The 18,554-nt window shown below is 51.6% G+C and carries 19 protein-coding genes and 1 pseudogene; 8 read left to right on the top strand and 12 right to left on the bottom strand.

The window, feature by feature from the left end; all coding sequences use genetic code 11:
- Positions 1-10 precede the first annotated feature (10 nt).
- Entirely contained in the window at positions 11-3,613 is a 3,603-nt protein-coding gene (gene smc, locus QYE77_RS03430) for a chromosome segregation protein SMC (protein WP_315623957.1), read from the top strand.
- An 80-nt stretch (positions 3,614-3,693) separates the two neighbouring features.
- On the opposite strand, the gene QYE77_RS03425 is transcribed toward smc, so the two are convergent.
- The 4 genes from QYE77_RS03425 to rpsF form a co-directional block, all read right to left on the bottom strand.
- The gene (locus tag QYE77_RS03425; RefSeq protein WP_315623956.1) at positions 3,694-5,016 is read right to left on the bottom strand and encodes a peptidylprolyl isomerase; all 1,323 of its coding nucleotides are present in this window, start codon (positions 5,014-5,016) and stop codon (positions 3,694-3,696) included.
- Between the two features lie 81 nt (positions 5,017-5,097).
- On the bottom strand, positions 5,098-5,382 hold the full coding sequence (rpsR, locus tag QYE77_RS03420; RefSeq protein ID WP_315623955.1) for a 30S ribosomal protein S18: 285 nt from the start codon (positions 5,380-5,382) through the stop codon (positions 5,098-5,100).
- A gap of 11 nt (positions 5,383-5,393) precedes the next feature.
- A complete protein-coding gene (locus QYE77_RS03415) occupies positions 5,394-5,822 on the bottom strand; it encodes a single-stranded DNA-binding protein (RefSeq protein WP_315623954.1) in 429 nt (142 codons plus the stop codon).
- 33 nt (positions 5,823-5,855) lie between these two features.
- Entirely contained in the window at positions 5,856-6,140 is a 285-nt protein-coding gene (gene rpsF / locus QYE77_RS03410; protein ID WP_315623953.1) for a 30S ribosomal protein S6, read from the bottom strand.
- Between the two features lie 200 nt (positions 6,141-6,340).
- On the opposite strand from rpsF, the gene QYE77_RS03405 reads away from it, so the two are divergent.
- Complete coding sequence (locus QYE77_RS03405) at positions 6,341-7,021, top strand: TIGR00266 family protein (protein WP_315623952.1); 681 nt, start codon at positions 6,341-6,343, stop codon at positions 7,019-7,021.
- A gap of 21 nt (positions 7,022-7,042) precedes the next feature.
- On the opposite strand, the gene QYE77_RS03400 is transcribed toward QYE77_RS03405, so the two are convergent.
- Both QYE77_RS03400 and QYE77_RS03395 read right to left on the bottom strand, forming a co-directional pair.
- A complete protein-coding gene (locus QYE77_RS03400; protein ID WP_315624913.1) occupies positions 7,043-7,615 on the bottom strand; it encodes a 3'-5' exonuclease in 573 nt (190 codons plus the stop codon).
- A 5-nt stretch (positions 7,616-7,620) separates the two neighbouring features.
- On the bottom strand, positions 7,621-8,457 hold the full coding sequence (locus tag QYE77_RS03395; RefSeq protein ID WP_315623951.1) for a hypothetical protein: 837 nt from the start codon (positions 8,455-8,457) through the stop codon (positions 7,621-7,623).
- Positions 8,458-8,526: 69 nt separating this feature from the next.
- On the opposite strand from QYE77_RS03395, the gene QYE77_RS03390 reads away from it, so the two are divergent.
- From QYE77_RS03390 to ppgK, 5 genes are read left to right on the top strand one after another with little or no spacing between them, the layout of a single operon-like run.
- Complete coding sequence (locus QYE77_RS03390) at positions 8,527-9,108, top strand: pseudouridine synthase (RefSeq protein WP_315623950.1); 582 nt, start codon at positions 8,527-8,529, stop codon at positions 9,106-9,108.
- 33 nt (positions 9,109-9,141) lie between these two features.
- Positions 9,142-10,644 carry a baseplate J/gp47 family protein gene (locus QYE77_RS03385; RefSeq protein WP_315623949.1) on the top strand — a complete coding sequence of 501 codons (1,503 nt, stop codon included), beginning with the start codon at positions 9,142-9,144 and terminating at the stop codon, positions 10,642-10,644.
- Between the two features lie 8 nt (positions 10,645-10,652).
- Positions 10,653-11,126, top strand: coding sequence for a Holliday junction resolvase RuvX (gene ruvX / locus QYE77_RS03380; RefSeq protein WP_315623948.1), 474 nt, complete (start codon positions 10,653-10,655; stop codon positions 11,124-11,126).
- The gene (mltG, locus tag QYE77_RS03375) at positions 11,123-12,262 is read left to right on the top strand and encodes an endolytic transglycosylase MltG (protein ID WP_315623947.1); all 1,140 of its coding nucleotides are present in this window, start codon (positions 11,123-11,125) and stop codon (positions 12,260-12,262) included. The genes ruvX and mltG overlap by 4 nt, the downstream gene beginning before the upstream one ends.
- Before the next feature lie 35 nt (positions 12,263-12,297).
- Entirely contained in the window at positions 12,298-13,041 is a 744-nt protein-coding gene (ppgK, locus tag QYE77_RS03370) for a polyphosphate--glucose phosphotransferase (RefSeq protein ID WP_315623946.1), read from the top strand.
- On the opposite strand, the gene QYE77_RS03365 is transcribed toward ppgK, so the two are convergent.
- Together QYE77_RS03365 and QYE77_RS15320 are read right to left on the bottom strand one after the other, a co-directional pair.
- Entirely contained in the window at positions 13,038-14,492 is a 1,455-nt protein-coding gene (locus QYE77_RS03365; protein WP_315624912.1) for an aspartate ammonia-lyase, read from the bottom strand. The genes ppgK and QYE77_RS03365 overlap by 4 nt on opposite strands.
- Positions 14,493-14,789: 297 nt before the next feature.
- Positions 14,790-14,999: pseudogene (locus tag QYE77_RS15320) on the bottom strand (4Fe-4S dicluster domain-containing protein); the annotation flags it as partial.
- Positions 15,000-15,216: 217 nt separating this feature from the next.
- Here QYE77_RS15320 and QYE77_RS03355 point away from each other — a divergent pair.
- Positions 15,217-16,179: a COX15/CtaA family protein gene (locus QYE77_RS03355; RefSeq protein WP_315623943.1), complete on the top strand. Its 963-nt coding sequence runs from the start codon at positions 15,217-15,219 to the stop codon at positions 16,177-16,179.
- Here the strand turns inward: QYE77_RS03355 and QYE77_RS03350 are convergent.
- Genes QYE77_RS03350 through QYE77_RS03340 form a run of 4 tightly spaced genes read right to left on the bottom strand, consistent with a single transcriptional unit; the run spans position 16,081 to position 18,522 of the window.
- Positions 16,081-16,923: an SDR family oxidoreductase gene (locus QYE77_RS03350; protein WP_315623942.1), complete on the bottom strand. Its 843-nt coding sequence runs from the start codon at positions 16,921-16,923 to the stop codon at positions 16,081-16,083. The genes QYE77_RS03355 and QYE77_RS03350 overlap by 99 nt on opposite strands.
- 9 nt (positions 16,924-16,932) lie before the next feature.
- Complete coding sequence (locus tag QYE77_RS15315; protein WP_399389371.1) at positions 16,933-17,157, bottom strand: FmdB family zinc ribbon protein; 225 nt, start codon at positions 17,155-17,157, stop codon at positions 16,933-16,935.
- Positions 17,158-17,200: 43 nt separating this feature from the next.
- A complete protein-coding gene (locus QYE77_RS03345) occupies positions 17,201-17,872 on the bottom strand; it encodes a TrmH family RNA methyltransferase (RefSeq protein ID WP_315623941.1) in 672 nt (223 codons plus the stop codon).
- A 2-nt stretch (positions 17,873-17,874) separates the two neighbouring features.
- Complete coding sequence (locus QYE77_RS03340) at positions 17,875-18,522, bottom strand: TIGR03936 family radical SAM-associated protein (RefSeq protein WP_315623940.1); 648 nt, start codon at positions 18,520-18,522, stop codon at positions 17,875-17,877.
- Positions 18,523-18,554: the final 32 nt, after the last annotated feature.

Here is an 18,554-nt window from a genome sequence, read left to right as displayed (position 1 = left end):
GGTGCCATATATGGCAAGTCGGCTAAAGTCCCTGGAATTGCAGGGGTATAAAACATTTGCCTCGCGCATTCTATTTGAATTTCCCGGGCGTATTACCGCTATTGTAGGACCAAATGGCTCGGGAAAATCAAACATCGCAGATGCAATTCGGTGGGTATTAGGCGAACAATCCTTCTCACTACTGCGGGCACGCAAGACTGAAGATATGATCTTTTCCGGCTCGGAGCACCGACCGCGAGCCGGGATGGCATTGGCGACCATTGTATTTGATAATGAGGACCAGTGGCTACCCCTTGAATTTAATGAGGTGAGCATCACGCGGCGTGCCTACCGTGATGGTCAGAATGAATATCTGCTAAACGGTCAGCGAGTTCGCCTTAAAGAGATCACGGAATTACTCTCACGAGCCGGTCTTTCCGAGCGAACTTATACCATCATTGGTCAAGGGTTAATTGATGCAGCGCTCTCGTTACGCCCTGAAGAGCGGCGGCGTTTCTTTGAGGAAGCTGCTGGAGTTGGGCTCTATCGCATTCGCCGTGAAGAGGCATTAAACCGACTGGATGCCACTCGACGTAACCTTGAACGGGTGCAGGATATCCTGACTGAACTAGAGCCACGGGTGAAGAGCCTTGAGCGACAGGCACAGCGTGCCCAAGAATACGAACGCATTTCAGCCGACTTGAAACTTCTCTTAAGAGAATGGTATGGCTATCATTGGTATCAGAGCCAACAACGGATTGTTCATTCTCGAGAGGCGGTGAAAAAGTTGGAGCAACGTCTGGCCGATCAACGCGATCGGGTGGAGGGGCTTGAGAATCGGCTTAAAGAAATACGCGATAGCCTGACCGATGTGGTTAGCCAAATTGAAGCGCTGAAAGAGCAAAAGCAAAATCTGGAGCGCGAGAAAGCGCGGGTAGAACGTCAAATAGCCGTGCTGGAAGAACGCCAGGTGGCTTTGGAGGCACAACAACAGGACGCGCGGGTGGAACGCGAACGATTAGAAACAGAACGTACCGAAATTCAGGTCCAGATTGCCACATTAGAACGCGAACGTGATCAGGTGCAGGTCGAGATAGAGGGTGCGCAGCGCGAAATTGGCACCTTGACTCAGCAATTGGAAACCCGGTTGTCAGAAGAGCAGGCGTTGATTGCCCGGAAGTCCGAACTTCAAGCCGCAATACAGAACCTCGAAAAACGTCATATGGCTTACGGGATCGAGCACGAATCGCACCAGCGGCGGCTAAGAGAATTGGACGAGCAAATGAGACGCGCCAGCCGCCAAAAGGAGGAATTGGTGCGTGTCTTTGAGGAGGCTAAAAATCAACTGGCCCAAAAAAGGCAAGCCATAGAAGCCCTAGAATCGAGAGCCCGGCAACTATCTTCTGAGTTGGGAATACTTTCTCAACAATTGGAAGCGAATCGTGAACGGTTGAGACAACTTCAAAAGGAACAAGATGCTGTTGAGGCTGCCATTCTTAAAGCACAGGCTGAATTATCGGTGATTGAGCAAGCCGAGGCTACCCTTGAGGGTTTTAGCCAAGGCACACAGGCTGTTCTTCAGGCGATACAAAATGGACAACTCACGGTGAGAGTGCAGCGCTTGAGTCAGGTTTTGAGTGTTTCACCTGAATACGAGCGCGCCATTGCGGCGGCATTAGGCGATCGGATTGAAGGGTTGATTTTAGATAACCCGCTCTCCCTAGAAGATCTTTTATCCTATCTCGAAGGGGAAGACCGCGGACGGGCTGTTCTCTTGACGACTCAAGATGAACTTCGTAAACCCGAACCTCTCGCCCTTCAGGATGAGGCCTGCTTAGGCCGGGCGACTGATTTTGTGCAAACCCCAGAGGAGATTCAAGTAATAGTCCAAGCACTATTGGGTAACACTTGGGTCGTTCGTCATCGCAAGGATGCTCAGCGGTTGTTGACTCAATTGTCCCCGGGGGAGCGATTAGTGACATTGCAGGGAGAAATTTTTGGTGGCGATGGTGTGATTGTTGCGGGTTTGGATCGGCGGGTCAGTCTGGTGACTCGTCGCCGTCGCCAAAAAGAACTCAAGGAAACGCTGCGTCGTTTAGAGCAGAAATTAGAGAAATTGCGCGGCGAAAAGCAGGCCATTGAAATTGAACTGGTGCGATTAGAAAATGAACGTATAGGGAAAGAGCGCGAATACAAGCGTCAGCGGGGAGATTTGGAACAGCGGCAACGCGAACGGGATGGATTACTTGGGCGCCTCCGGCGCCAACAAGAGGAATTGAACCGGATCGAAGAGTCGTTCCGCCACAATGAGGCGCAGCGGAGGGTTATTGAGCAGCAAATCGAGACCCTCGTAGAGCACACCCAAGTCACCCAAACCGAATTAGAAACTCTACGCGAACAATTGAAACAAGTTAGCGAGGCGATGGATGCCTTGGCGGTTGGCACGATCAGGGAGCAAATTGCACATTGGCGCTCGGTAGAACGGATGGCGTCGCAGCGCTTGAGTTACCTGACGCAACGTTTAGGTGACTACCAACATAATTTACAACGCGCGGAGGCGCGCCTAAAAGACCTGGATGAGAAGACCATACAATCCCAAAGTATGCTCTCTGGTTTGGACCAGGAGATAAGCGTTTTGCGCCAGCAGCATCAGGAGTTGGCACAAGCCGAAACGAAATTAAGCGAAGGCTTTTTGCCGTTAGAGGCTGAGCAACACCGCTTGAAGGTTGAGCAGGAACAAGTGATGGGAGAATGGCGCGCCCAACAACAGCAACTGGCGCTTCTGGAAAAGCAGTATCAGCAGGTACAGCTGGAGCATATGCGGGATGAAGAAGCCTTAGCTGCGCTCCAACGGCGCATTGAAGAGGATTTAGGACTGGTGTCATTCACTTATATCGAAACTGTTGCTGGGCAAGAGCCGTTACCGCTAAACGGTTTAGTAGCAGAACTGCCAGCACGGCAGCAGTTACCGCCAGAGATTGAAGAAAGTATCTCCCGCTACCGCAGTCAGTTGAAACGAATTGGGAATATCTCACCGGATCTACTCAAAGAATACCAGGAACTAAAAGCGCGTTATGATTATTTGCACACGCAAATGGAAGACTTAAAACAAGCCGAAAGCGATTTGCGCGAGATTATTGCCGAGTTGGATGGACTAATCAAGGAAGCGTTTGCACGCACGTTTAAAGCGGTAGCGACTGAGTTTCAACAAAATTTTGTGCGGCTGTTCGGTGGTGGAGAGGCAAGGCTATATCTAGATGATGAATCTCGCCCCGGTGAAGCGGGGATTGAGATCGAAGTGCGTTTGCCGGGGAGACGAGAGCAAGGCTTGGCGCTCCTCTCGGGTGGCGAGCGTAGTCTGACCTCAGTTGCCCTGGTGTTCTCGCTATTGAAAGTTGCACCGCCACCGTTCTGCATTTTAGACGAAGTTGATGCTATGCTTGATGAGGCCAATGTAGGTCGCTTTTGTGAGATGCTCAAAGAATTGAGTCAGGCGACCCAGTTTATTATTATTACCCACAATCGTAATACTGTACAAACTGCCGATGTGATCTATGGTGTCACCATGGGCAAGGATATGACCAGCCAGGTGATCTCATTGAAATTAGAGAATCTGGCCGAGATTTTGGTTTAGAGCCGTTGAATCGCGACACGAGATAACACGAAAGAACCCCCGTAATCGTGCGGGGGTTCTTTGGTGGATATTCTCCCTGATTAATTGCCAGCAATCCCGGGCGGCAATGTGGGCTCGGCCGGTAATTTGCCTTGCCAAACGTTATCGTAACGCTCAACCTTGAGTTCGGTTTTCTTGCTGTCGAGCCATTCCTGATACTTTTGATTCAAGAGTTGCTGGCGGCGGTCAGCCGAAATCGGGCGTACCTCGCGTCCCAAGAGTTGGATGATGTGCCACCCAAATTCTGTTTGCACCGGTTGACTGATTTGCCCAATCTCGGTGAGTGCGAAAGCCGCGTCTTCAAAGGCTGGGGTCATCTCACCTTTTCCGAACCACCCCAAATCGCCACCACGATCCTTATTACTGGTATCCTGGGAAACTTCAGCCGCGAGTTTGACCCAATCCTCGCCTGCTGCCAGGCGTTTGAGGACGTTTTGGGCTTCTTCTTCCGTCTTAACCAAGATATGCCGTGCCCAAACTTGTTCTTCTTCGTAAGGGATCTCGGCATCCAGTTTCTTCAGTAGTTTATCACGCAATAAGAAGGCCTTGAAGAATGCTCGCAAATCGGCTTCCTCGAGACCTGTTTCTGCCTTTAAACCTTCCAAATACTGGGTGTAATTAGCGCGAAAACCTTCTTCGGTCAATGGTGTAGGTGTGGGAAGAGGGGTTTCGGTGGGGGTGGGTGTCAAATTCGGGTCCTGGGTGGGGGTCGGTGTTGCCGTAGGCCAGGGCGTTGGTGTCGGCCCAGTGGTGGGAGTGCTAGTGCTGGTAGGGGTAGCCGTAGGGGGAATAAGCGTGCGCTGGATGGGATTCAAGGTTGCCGTGGCATAGGGTGTGCTGGTTGGGGCGGGTGTTGGTGTCCCCTCGGGATAGTAACCGAAAGCCTCTTGAATTGCGCGTGTCACTTCCTCTTCGCTCACGCTGATGCCCAACGTGGCGGCTTCATGCTCGAGGATGCGGGCCTCAATTAGGGCGTCTAAGGCTTTGGAGCCCAAAGTGTTAGAGTCATTGAGTTGGGCAACGCTTTGTTGAATTTGGGCATCAAAATAGGCTTGAGAGGCAGGGTCAAAGTTGAAAAGCTGCTTGTACTGTGCCAGGGTGGTAATGCTCTGAATCAGTTGATAGCGTTCAAACCGGACCCGTTTTTGCAATTCTGACAGCGTAATGGGGGTACCTGCTACCCGGGCTACTGGCCGTTGCTGTTGCAAGACAAATTGGTCTAATAGGCCGTAAGCAATCACCAGGACCACCAGGGCAATAATCCCTACCGTACCCCAGAGGACTAGGCGCCGATTGCGTAGTTCACGCTCAACGCGGCTTTGTTGCTTGCGAGAGATTACTTTTGTTTTGGGTTTCTTTGCCATGATAACGCCTCGAAAGTGGCATGCATAAAATAAAGGGCATGAGCGGTTGGCTACATGCCCCTATCTTGCGTTAGTGATGGCTTAGAGTAAGCCTTCACTCAAATCTTTGGCTACAAAGGGGAGCAACGCGAGGTGACGTGCCCGCTTTATCTCACGCGCCAGCAGGCGCTGGTGCTTGGCGCAGGTTCCAGTTTGCCGCCGTGGTCGGATCTTGCCTTCCTCAGTGAGAAAACGGCGAAGCAAATCTACCTGCTTATAATCAATGACAGTATTCTTGTCAGCGCAGAATTGGCAGATTTTGGGACGAGCAGCATAGCGACGTGGCGCCGCAACCTGTTCGTGTTCGGTTAATTCAACATCGGTCATGCTTCAAACTCCTAGAAAGGGTATTCGTCTTCATCCAAATCTTCATCTGAGCGTTGAGAATCTTGTAACGTCTCGGCGAAGTGATTATTGTTAGAGAGAGGCTCGCGACGTTCGCCCAGGATCATCATCTCATTGGCCACAATTTCCACCGAAGTATGCTTGTTCCCTTCGCTGTCTTCCCAGCGGCGTGTTTGCAAGCGTCCCTCGACATAAACTTGTTGACCTTTGGTCAGGTACTGCTTACAAATTTCGGCTAGATTTCCCCACGTCACCACGTTGAACCACTCAGTTTCGGTATGACGTTCGCCATTGGACGTATTCCAGGTGCGCGTTGTGGCGATGGTAAACGTGGTAACCGGTCGTCCAGAGGGGGTATAGCGCATCTCCGGATCGCGCCCCAGATGACCAATTAACATGACTTTGTTTAAGCCCCGACTCATTTTCACACTCCGCTGAGGTTGCCCTAACAGAAATTATCCTCGATTGACAATTAAAAACCGCATGATGGGCTCTAGATAGCGCAAGTTGCGCTCGAGTTCGGCGCTGAAGGCAGGGGGCATTTGCATTTCGAAGAGAACATAATGACCTTCATGGCGCTTGCGGATGGGATAAGCCAAATGGCGTTTGCCCCACAAATCCACTTTGCTAATGGTTCCGCCTGCTTCCGTTATCCACCCTTTGACTTTTTCGATCACCCCTTGTAGGGCCGCGTCGTCCAACTCGGGTTGGACCACAAAAACTAATTCGTAAGTGCGCATAAAAAGATGTTCCTCCTTCTTTCCTTGGGTTTGCCCTCCACCTTGAGGTGAAGGGTGGAAAGCAGTTTTGAGGTCTGCTTTGGCGAGCCCAAGTTTACTATGAAACATGGGATTCGCAAAGGGTTTTAACGACATAGGGAGTGGCGTGTGCTAGAATAGTTGAAGTTTTTACGTTCAGTATTGATACCAGGAGGAGACTAATGGAAATTGAGATCTTATATCGTCCTTCGTATTCTGTGGCGCGGGTTAAATTGGCGGCTAATGAAGCCTTGTTGGCTGAAACCGGCGCCATGGTGGGCATGTCGGCTGGGGTTCAACTGGAGACCAAAATGAAAGGGGGATTTCTGAAGTCCTTGAGCCGTTCTGTATTAGGGGGTGAATCATTTTTTGTGAATACCTTCAGAGCCCCGTCTCAGGGAGGCGAGATTTTATTAGCGCCGACGTTGCCCGGGGACGTATTTCTTTTGGAGTTGGAGAACGAGACCTATCTGGTTCAATCGGGGTCATTTATGGCATCCAGCGAAGGCATACAAACCGATACTAAATGGTCGGGGGCGCGTACGTTCTTCGGTGGCGAAGGATTGATCATGTTACGATGCAGTGGCACCGGAAAACTTCTGCTTTCAAGTTATGGCGCGATTCACGAACTTGATCTTAAGGCAGGAGAGACTTATACCGTTGACACGGGACACTTGGTGGCTTTCAAGGAACAAATTGGCTTTCGGGTTCGCACGGTAGGAGGACTTAAGTCCACTCTTTTTGGGGGAGAGGGCTTGGTGGTTGATCTGACTGGACCGGGCAAGGTCTTATTGCAAACGCGCAGTGAGGGTGCGTTTTTGGATTGGCTGATCCCCAAGATCCCCAAACGTTCCTCGGATTAACGTTTCAATGACCATTTGCGTTCAATAGGGCAAACCGGCAATGGCATGCAGCACTGCTCGCGCCAGTCGGGCATCGTCGAGGGCACGGTGGCTGTTGGGAAGCGGGATGCCAAGAAAGCGTCCCGCTTCCTCAAGTTTGAAGTAACGATAAGCGCGGCGATTAGGGTCCCATTCGCCGCGGAAATCCGCAAAAATTTGCATAATATCCAGAGTAGTGATAGGTTCTTGCCACTTAAAACCGTAACGAGTGAGGGACTGTTCCATCATGCGGCGGTCGAAATCGGCGTTATAGGCTGCAATCAGACGTCCCTTAAGAAGGGGACGGATAGAGTTCCATACGATTGGCCAGGGTGGTGCTGTTTTCACTTCGTCATCGCGAATACCATGCACGGCAATGACTTCGGGTGGGATGGGGCGCGAAGGGCGAACAAGAGACTGAAATAAGGGGCGCCCATCATGTTCGATGATGGCAACCTCGACAATCTCGGCATTTTTGTCCAATCCGGTGGTTTCGGTATCCAAATATAACGGCCGTTTTTCGATTTGTTGGCGTGCAAATTCCCGGATTTGATTGCGAAAATATCCAATATCCATATTATTCAAGGGAGATTCCAATAGGAGATTTCTTCGAGATAGATCGTGAAACCAGGGGTTTCGTGGGCAGCAATGACTGCGCCAGTGTATCCCTCGGAGGTGAATTGAGCATCATGGATTTCGTCCAGCAGGACACCATTTGCATAAAGGCGATATGTGCTGCCTTCCAACCAAACACCCAAACGATTAGGTTGATCTGGTCCGGTTTTGATTGCTTGTTGGTCGTCACGGCGTTCAAGGAGATTGACGTATTTTTCACCATCCCAATAACCAAACCCATAATGTCCATCACACGTGATCGTGAACCAGTAACCGTGGATAAAGTCAGGAGATCGCACTATCAGGCCGTACGTATCTTGTCCCGCACAGTTACCGGTTCGGAAAAGCCCTTCTACGTAACCATCTTGTAGCTTTCGTCCGCCGGTGCGCCAACCATGGTACCCTGTTGCATATTTGCTGGTCAGGATCATGGCTCCGTTCTGGACACGGATCAAGGTATTATCATCCTCGTAAACTTTACCCTCTAAACCGAAGGATCGTCCATTGTCCAGGGTTTCGGTATAGATGGGAGCTCCTAATTGTAAACGTGGATCTCCCGAGGACTCAGCACGGGGTGTTGGAGAGGGTTCCGTTGTGGGGGTTGCAGTAAGAAGGGGTAAAATCTGTGTAGGCTGGGGTGTGACACTAGGAATAGGGGTGGGTTGCAAGGCGTATTGGGTGAGCGTTTGAGCCACGTTGGTTCCGATGAGATCAGGAGTTGCCCTTAATGTGCTGACCGGCAAATTGCAGGCCAAAGCCGTCAGCAGTATCAGACCAAAAAATAATCGCATTACTCTGGGCACAAGGATCTCCTCGGATAGGGTTCATCCGAATTATAGTCTAAAATTGAGACCAGTTGCGCGAGAAAAGCCATGATGATCCAAACAAACATCGTTGTCGCTTTTTATAAACCTTATGGGGTGTTGAGTGCTTTTACCGACCCTGAGGGCCGCCCAACCCTTAAGAACTACATTCCACTGCCTGACATCTATCCAGTGGGACGATTGGACTTCGATAGTGAGGGTTTACTGCTGCTCACCAATGACGGAGGTCTGATTCATCGTCTCACGCATCCCCAGCATCATGTGCCGAAGACCTATCTGGTTCAAGTGGAAGGTGTCATTAGCCCTGAAGCCGTTGCAGCCTTACAGCGAGGGGTGGTGATCAAAGGTCGTAGAACGCGACGTTGTCAGGTTGTTGTTATTCCGGAGCCATCGCTTCCACCGCGTGAGAGGCCCGTTACCCCTCATGGCCCTACCAGTTGGCTACGGATCGTCCTATTTGAAGGGATGAAGCGGCAAATTCGCCACATGACGGCAGCAGTAGGTTATCCGACATTGCGTATTGTGCGCATAGCCATTGGACCGATCAATCTGGAAGGGCTTCTACCGGGACAGTGGCGTTTTCTTTCCCCGCTGGAAATTGAGCGGTTGCAGGAGGCTTCTCGCCGGTAGTGCGTCGGCTGGGATTGTATATAATAACCCCATATGAAGACCCAAGTGATTCGGGTTGAGCCCTTCGATGATGTGTTATCGGTGGGGGACAAGATGGCCTGGACCCAAGCCCAGCGAATAATTTTGATTCTTCCCTCTCGGCGAGCACCACGCTTTAGTCAGCTGGATTGGGTGCGTTTGGAACGACGTGCGCAAGCCTTGGGGGCTCAACTTGCTGTGGTATCTCGTCGTTCAGATATAGCCCACCTGTGTTTGGAAGCGGGAATACCTGTGTTTCGAAGTGTCGAGGCGGCCCGTAAAGAACGCTGGCGCCGTTCGAACCCTGTATCTCGACCATTTCGTTTGGCTTCTCATCTTCAAACATTGAAACACCAACGGCAAGATCTTCGAACCGCGCTCGTTTCAAGGGTTCCCCAACCAATGCCTTGGGGGCTAAGGCTGGTTGTCTTTTTGCTCGGTTTTGTGGCCGTGTTGGTCTTAATGGCCCTGCTCGTACCCAGCGCTACGCTTGAGATTGAATTGCCAAAGCGTTTACAGATGGCCGAAATACCGGTTCGTCTTTCTCCCCAGGTGCAGATTGTACAGGTGCAGGGCGTATTCCCTTGTCGCGAAGTAAACACCGAGATTGAATCCCAGCATGACGAGATCGCCAGTGGTTCGGCCAGCTGGCCCGATACCTATGCACGCGCCGAGGTGGTGCTTGAGAACCTGACCGAAGTCTCTCAAATCATTCCTAAGGGCACGATTTTCGTAGCCCCTGAGCCCGAACCGGTACGGTTTGAGGCTCTTGAGAGCGCTGTACTCCCAGCAGGTGTGGGACAGAAAACTACGCTTGCGGTAACGGCTGTGACTCCGGGGAGCAAAGGAAACGTGCCGACTGGGGCGATACGTGAGGTTGAAGGCACATTGGGAACGACCGTGCGGGTATATAACGCTGAACCTGCACAAGGTGGCTCGGATCGGATAGTAACTGTCGTTAGTCAGAGGGATGTAGCACGTGCCCGGCAACGATTATTGGATATTCAATATCGAGAAGCCACCAATGAATTACAGGCACGTATCAGCCCGGAGGAGGAGTTGATTACGTCCACAATCCAATTACAAAAAGTTCTGGAGGAGAAAACGTTTCCGGCTATAGGTGAACCTGCATCAATCTTTAAAACGGTGGTCAGGGGTCGGTATTCTGGGTGTGTGGTTAAGAAAAGCGATGTGCAAGTGTTTGTGCGCACCATTCTCGATGCTCGAATGCCTCCAGGCTATCAGGCTTTAGACGAAGATGTACAGGTTGCGTGGTTGGGGCAGGGATCAATCGAAAGCCGTGAATTTTCCTTAACCATTAAAGCCAATCGGTGGTTGATCCCCGCTACGCAAGTTGATAGGATAACCCGCACTCTGGTTGGTCAGCCGGTTACGCGGGCTGAGACCGTTTTAGGTGCATTATGGAAGGGCGTAAAGATTGAAACAATCCGGTTATTTCCCTCGTGGTGGGGGCGGTTCCCATTTCTCCCGTGGCGCATCCATATTACTCTGAAATAAAAAAATATATGCGAGTTTTATGTGTTGATCCAGGCGAAAAGCGCATCGGTTTGGCAGTGAGTGATCCCAGCGGCACCATTGCCCGACCGCTCACCATCCTAGAACATCGTTCTCGGGAGGTAGATGCGCGAGAGATTGTGCATCTGGCGGAATCGTTGGGAGTTGGACTGATTGTTGTCGGTGTGCCTTATACATGGAATGGTACAATCGGGCCAGCTGCTCGCCGTGCATTGCGCTTGGCCGACGCAATTCGAGCGGTTGGTTCCATTACGGTGATGACCTGGGATGAAAGTGGCAGTTCTCAGCGTGCCCAAGCCCTGTTGCAAGAAATGCATGCTTCGCGCAAAAAGCGGCGTGAGCCCCTAGATCACCGCGCGGCGGCGATTATTTTGCAGGATTTTTTAGATATTCAAGCCGATTTGAAAACAAAACCGACGCATAAACCTGATACGGAAGATGATGAGGAGAGCCAAAAAGCATGACGTCACGGAAAAAACGGGCTGCTCGAGTAGGGCTTTTTATCTTCCTCTTGCTGAGTTGTTTGGGGGGACTCCTCGCGTTTGTGGTATTGGTGGATATTCCAAACCGCGTGGCGGAACGGTTTGGGCCGCCGGCGGAAGAGTTATCATTGCCTGAGCGTTTGTACTATGCCTGGGCACTGTTCCTGAATGAAAGCAAACTTCACGCCCCCTCGAATGTTGAGGATGACAAGGTCATTTTCACTATTGGAAATGACGAGCCTACTTCGGTGATCATTCAACGTCTCAAGCAATCCCGATTGATTCAAGACGAAGAGGCCTTTCGGATCTTATTGGTCTATTCCGGGTTGGATAGAGGGATCAAGGCCGGGCAGTATGAACTTTCGCCGACAATGGATGGTATCCAGGTAGCCCACGCACTTCAAAAAGGGGGACGGGTCGAGATAACCGTCACCATTCTACCGGGCTGGCGCGCTGAAGAGATCGCCCAGGCATTACGACTTTCGGGTTTGCTGGAGAGTGAATCCCAGTTCCTGAAGATCGTGCGTCAGCCACCCGCGTGGGAGGTGCTTAAGACCTTGGATTATCCGCTAAGTTTGGAGGGCTTTCTTATGCCAGGCACCTATATATTTCGGCGTGGTATGACGGTTGAGCAAATTATCGCTCAGATGGTGGAGCGGTTTGCTCAGACGCTCACGCCCGAGATTCGCGAAGGCTTTGCCCGACAGGGGCTGAGCCTTTACCAAGGGGTTATTTTGGCCTCCATCGTGGAAAGGGAGGGGATTGTCAAGGAAGAATATCCTCTGATCGCGTCGGTTTTTCTCAACCGTTTACGCGCCGGCATGAAGCTGGACAGTGATCCCACAGTGCAGTATGCTCTCGGTTACGATGCGCACTTAAACACCTGGTGGAAAAACCCGCTTAAATCTGAAGACTTCAAGATAAATTCCCCCTATAATACCTATATCAATGCCGGATTACCTCCAACACCGATTTGTAATCCCGGTTTGGAGGCGTTACAAGCGGTAGCCAATCCGGCTCAAACCTCTTATTATTATTTCAGAGCGCAGTGCGATCAATCCGGGCGACATGTTTTTTCTGAGACGTACGAGCAACACTTGTCTGAGGCTTGTCCTTGATAAGGTCGTATTAATAAAAATCGGGAGGTATAAGGATGAAAACGGCGATGGGGATTGATATTGGAGGAAGTGGGATCAAAGGTGCCATTGTGGATATCGAGAGCGGAAAATTGATCAGCGAACGAGTGCGTTTGCCCACCCCGGAGAATTCGAAACCCGATGCTGTAGCGAAAGTGGTCAATGATTTGGTACGCGCATTGGGATGGGATGGAGTGATTGGCTGTGGATTCCCGGCAGTTGTTCATCATGGAGTCGCATTGACCGCGGCGAATGTGCACAAGGATTGGATCGGTACCGACGTTAATCGGTTGATAAGTGAGGCTACCGGCTGTCCCACATTTACCCTCAATGATGCTGACGCCGCTGGGATTGCCGAAATGCGCTTTGGTGTGGGACGTGAGAATGCACGCGGTGTTGTCATCATGCTGACGTTAGGCACAGGGATTGGCTCGGCAATCTTTACGGATGGGCATCTGGTGCCTAATACCGAGTTTGGTCATCTCAAGATTCGAGGCAAGGATGCGGAATGGCGAGCCTCCGATGCGGCGCGCAAACGTAAAAAACTAACCTGGAAGAAGTATGCTAAACGCTTGCAAGAATATCTGAACGAGATGGAAAACCTTTTCTGGCCTGACTTGTTTATTATTGGGGGCGGGCTGAGTAAACAAGCAGAGAAATTTCTGCCGCTACTCTCTCTGCGAACACGTATTGTGCCCGCCCAACTCCAGAATCTCGCCGGAATTATCGGCGCCGCGATTTATGCTGGCGAGGCGGCTTAGCCTCCGCCACCTCCGCCCCCAAACAACCCTCCCTCGGTCAGTCGTCTCAAATCACGAAATACAGCGCGGATATCCTCTTCGGTCAACGGCTGTCCGGTGTCTTTATGGCGGAGTTCTCCCAGACGTGCTTTTTCCAGGGCTATCTCTTGAATGGTCGCGTTGCGGCTTAAGGCCTCTTTAACCAACGCCGCACCAGCCATGTAACCGATTAATGGGTTCAACGCGGTAACCAAAATGGGGTTGCGTGCCAGCCACCCTTCGGCTTTTTCTCGGTTGGCTTGAATGCCGATCACGCATTTGCGGGTAAACGCGCGAACGGCACCAATCATAACATGCATCATTTCAAAGAGGTCATGAGCAATGATGGGCATCATTACGTTGAGTTCAAGTTGTCCGGCCTGAGAAGCAAGGGCTACCGCGGTATCCAGGCCAATGATGTGATACATGGCCATATTTAGCATCTCGGCTAATACTGGGTTAACTTTACCCGGCATAATTGAGGATCCGGGTTGGACTGGGGGTAGGCGGATTTCGTCCAGGCCAGTTGTGGGGCCGGAGGAGAGGAGGCGAATGTCGTTGGCAATGCGAGTAAGGGTTAGGGCTAGAGTACGCAAAGCCGAAGAAAAGTCGGCCATGTCAGCCATGGACTGCATAGATTCGAATAGGTTATCCGATGTGTAGAGCCTCAGACCGCTGATTTCTGACAAGCGAGCGACCATACGCGGGTGGTATTCGGGATGGGCGTTGAGCCCGGTGCCGGTGGCAGTTCCACCAATGCCAAGGCGACGTAATCCCTCCGCCGCGCGTTCGATCCGTTCACGGTCACGTTCGATGGCGCGAGCATAAGCACCAAATTCTTGCCCCAGGCGCACTGGAACGGCATCTTGCAAATGGGTCCGCCCCGATTTGACGATATCGTCAAAGGCAACGGCTTTTTCGCGTAATGCCTGAGTGAGTTCGTCAATAGTTTGGAGCAATTCGTCTAAGCGCCATAAGCAACCCAAGCGTATGGCAGTGGGAATGGTGTCATTGGTAGATTGCGACATATTAACGTGATCGTTAGGGTGAACACGGTATTCTCCCAGTTTTCCCCCCAGGATCAGGGTGGCACGGTTGGCTATGACCTCATTGGTATTCATGTTGTGGCTGGTACCGGCGCCGGCCTGAAAGGGATCAACCACAAACTGGTCATCCCAACGGCCTTCCATCACCTCAGTAGCGGCCTGAACAATGGCTTGGGCTCGTGTCGGATCAAGCAATCCTAAGGCGCTGTTAACATCTGCTGCGGCGCGCTTGATTAACCCCATAGACCAGATGAAGGCCCGATAAGGTCTGCGCCCGGAAATAGGAAAATTCTCTACAGCGCGTTGAGTCTGGGCACCGTAGAGGGCTTGGGCAGGTACACGCACCTCGCCTAAAGAGTCGCGTTCAACCCGGTATTCTTCGCTCATAGCGGACAAAGGAAACCTCCTTGGTGTGGATTGGAAAGAGAATAAAAGAGGAAGCCGCTGGACGACTTCCTCTTTTGGCAGGACATGTTGGTGTTATTTCTCGAGTGCGCTGTAACCCGGTCCCTCTTTGAAGTAAGCGTAATTCTTAGCGATATCCGGGGTCAGATCAACCGTTTCGCCGGGTTTCAGAGTGCGGGTGGCTTCTAAGTGCACTGGCTCCCCGAAATGATTTACACCGTCATAGACCTCGGTGAAACCAGGGGTGCCCACCGGCATCGAGAGCCGTTCACCACCCTTGGCAACGTAGGCGGAAGGTACTTCGTCTTCCGGGAAGATAGCGGCATATGGGCATTCTGGGACACATGCACCGCAATCAATGCAGGTATCAGGATCAATATAGTACCATGGCCACTGCTCGACCGGTTTCCCGGGAACAATGCAGTCAACTGGACACACCGTGGTGCAGCCAGCGTCACGCAGGCATAGACTGGTGATTATATGGGTCATGCGCTCCTCCTTTCTTGGGAATAGAAGTGGATCCTACTGAATGAAATCAGACAATCCACAGCCTCTCTGGTTAGTTTTGTGAATTGTCCAACCCCAAAACGATTTTAGCCATCGCCAAGGATGGTGTCAAGCAGGAAAAAGTGATGATTTTATGGGGTGAGTAGATCAAGTTTATGATATATTATCTAGCGCATTAAACTTGATAGGCAGATTGAGGATGAAGACTTTTCAGCGCTTTGCCTGGGTGGTTTTAGGGTATAACGTTTTGGTCATTCTTTGGGGTGCTTATGTGCGGGCCACTGGTTCAGGGGCAGGGTGTGGATCACATTGGCCGTTATGCAATGGTGAAGTTCTACCGCGCGCGCCCCAGATTGAAACCCTCATTGAATTTACCCATCGCGTAACCAGTGGATTGGCATTATTGCTGGTGCTTGGGTTAGTAGCCCTGGCCATAAAAACCTATTCTCGCTCTCATCCTGTGCGGTGGATGAGTTATGCCGTCCTGTTTTTTACACTCACTGAAGCACTCATTGGTGCAGGGTTGGTGTTGTTTGAATTAGTCGCTCAAAACACCTCCCTTGAACGTGCCTGGGCAATGTCTTTGCACTTGCTAAATACGCTATTGTTGTTGGCCGCTCTAACCTTGACGGCCTGGTTTTCGCGGTGGCTAGAAGGGCAGGGGTGGGATTGGAATCCATCTCATCTAGGGTTATTCCTTGGCGCCTGGTTGGGCATGGGACTTCTAGGGGTCAGCGGGGCAATCACCGCCCTGGGGGATACCCTTTTCCCAGTATCCAGCCTGCGCGAAGGATTGGCACAGGACGTTTCACCTGTGGCGCATGTATTCGTGCGGTTACGGGTATTCCACCCATTCATTGCTGTCGTCGTTGGGCTTTATATTATTGGAGTCGTTTTGCGGGTAAAAGGGAAAGAAAAAAGGTCTGGACTTGAGGGGACAACTCTCATTGCCCTCATCCTTCTCCAGTGGGCAATTGGGGTGATCAACGTCGTGTTGTTAGCCCCAGTTGCCATCCAACTGTTGCATTTATTGATTACGGATTTGATTTGGATTGCCTTAGTCTTAACTTCGGTGCAGGTTCTGGTTCGCCCGCGTCTTCTGGAGGGCGTTTCGTACCATAGCGTCCAAAATGGGGTTAACCCCCGCCCCCAACAGTCTTGATAACAGGTAGATCACCTTGGTTTCGAAACCGGGCAGGATGACATAGGCGCCACGGCGGATGCCGCGAAGGATCTCTTGGGCTACCGCATCCGGTGAAAGGACTCCAGCGCTGCCAGCAAGTGCCCGGGTAACCTCTGGTTTGAATTGATTCTCATAGGCGAGTTGCGGGGTATCGGTATCTGGAGGGAACACCAGCGAGACACCAATTCCTCGGGGTTTAAGTTCCATGCGCAGGGCATCACTGAAACCACGCACGGCAAACTTTGAGGCGCCGTAGGCGGTGTATCCATAAATGTTCAGAAACCCAGCTACTGAAGAGATATTAACAATGTGCCCGCTTCCCCGTTCCAACATGGCCGGCACCAGGGCTTTAGTCACGTAGACCGTGCCCAGGTAATTTACCGCAATCATCTGATCAAACACGTCCAGCGGCAGGTCTTCAAATCGCCCCGGGCGCGCAACGCCGGCAGAATTCACTAACAGGTCCGGCGCACCAAGTTGTTCAAGCAGAGTTTGCAATACAGTGGTTACTTGGGGTGCATTGGCGACATCGGCACGCCAGAGACTAACTTCGCCCTGGGGAAAGGAGGCGAGAAGCCTTGCCCGGGCTTGGTCTAGTTTTTGCCCATCTCGGGCGAGCAGGGCAACGCGAGCGCCTTCAGCCAACAGGCGGTGAGCTAGCGCCAGCCCAATACCGCTGGAACCGCCAGTAATCAAAGCCAGACGACCATTAAAGGTTTGCATCGTTGCAGTTTAGTGATGACCACATGAGGCGCATGAACCGCCCGCACACGAGGCACAGCCTGCGGTTGACGTGATGGAACGGCCTTCGCTGGCAGCAAAGAAAACCGAAACGGTGCGATAGGTATTGGGGCTTAAACAGGATTTGCAATGGATGGGCTGATCGGCCTCTTTCATCGGTCGCATGCTTTCAAAGCGCGCTCCACAATCTTTACAGATATACTCGTAGATTGGCATAGCGTTATTCCTTTTTCAGCGAGATGGTCTCGGCGTAAGGATTTTATCCGTGGGTTAGAGCTTCGTCAATGTCTATATTGACCGCGGTTTGTGCCAGATAGCGCAAGAAATATGCGACAATACCAAAGGCAACGGCGACATTTAAAGAGCGCTTATAGCCTTGCATAGGAATCCAAAGCAGCACATCGCACAATGTCTGAAGTTCAGGGTCTATTCCAGCCACTTCGTTGCCGACCACAATTGTCCAGGGCAAGGTGCTGGGCAGATTTCCGATTTTAAATAGGGAGTGCGCGTTTGAGGCGGTTTCTACACCGATAAAATAATGCCCTTCGCGCTTGAGGTGCTGAGCGAGTAGAACACTATTGGGATTGTAGGACCAGGGGAGATTTTCTTCCGCTCCCAGGGCTGTTTTTTTCACCCCAGGATGGGTGGGGAGTGGGGTGATGCCACACAGGTAAAGATGTCGAATCCCGCAGGCATCGGCAGTGCGGAAAATCGAGCCCACGTTGTAGGCACTGCGGAGATTATCCAGTATGGCAGAGTGGAGAGGTGTGCTGGTATCCAGCACCGGTAAAGCAGGGGCCGATTCATGGATGGGTAAAATTGCTCGGGTCTCAGCCCCACAACGTGGGCAGGATATCATCTGCCCTTTTTCCCATTCCGCGGGGAAGCGGAAAGTGCATGAAGGTGACCGGCATTCAAAATAACACCACATTTCTAGGTGTTTACTCCATGTAGACGAGTGCGGATTATGCGCACGGCAAACGGATCGTAGCCCAAGGCCGCGACCACTTCCTCCGGACGTCCGGTAGCACCTTCACGGGTGGCAAGACGCATAAAAAGCCCAAGACGGTTAGCCGTGGTATCGGTCCGTATCTCCATAAATTCTATGAGCGGACGAAGATCATAGGCTTTTCCACGACGTTCGCGCTGGATTGAGGGTGCATTAAGCAATTGGGCTACGCGATGACCAAGTTCATCCAGGTCGAGTGGGTCGAGAAACCAGACTTCATAGTCAGCACTGACAATTTGGGAGACCAGTGCAGGCGCCTCCAGTGAAATTTCGGTCACAGAGAGTATCTCAATTCCGGGCTGGGGCGTGGCTCGTAGATGCGCTTGAACTTCTTCAGCCGAGAGATCGGATTCTGCTTCTAACCACACATCAATGATCTCGTTAGCCCCGAGATAACCCAAGGGGAGGGGCTGAGCCTGTTGCAGGCGAGGTTGAGGGGTAAATCCATGGCTGTAGGCTAACGGGAGATCTGCGCGCCGCAAATAGCGTTCCCAGACTTTCTGTAGGTCCAGGCTACTGACGTAGCGCAAAGGTTGTGTTTTGGCATAATGAATACGGAAACGTTGTATCACGGGTTGGGAGCAACCTCTCATCACAGAAGGAA

Source organism: Thermanaerothrix solaris, assembly GCF_032334255.1.
Classification (GTDB): Bacteria; Chloroflexota; Anaerolineae; order Anaerolineales; family Anaerolineaceae; genus Thermanaerothrix; species Thermanaerothrix solaris.
This window is presented reverse-complemented; position numbering and strand designations above follow the sequence as displayed.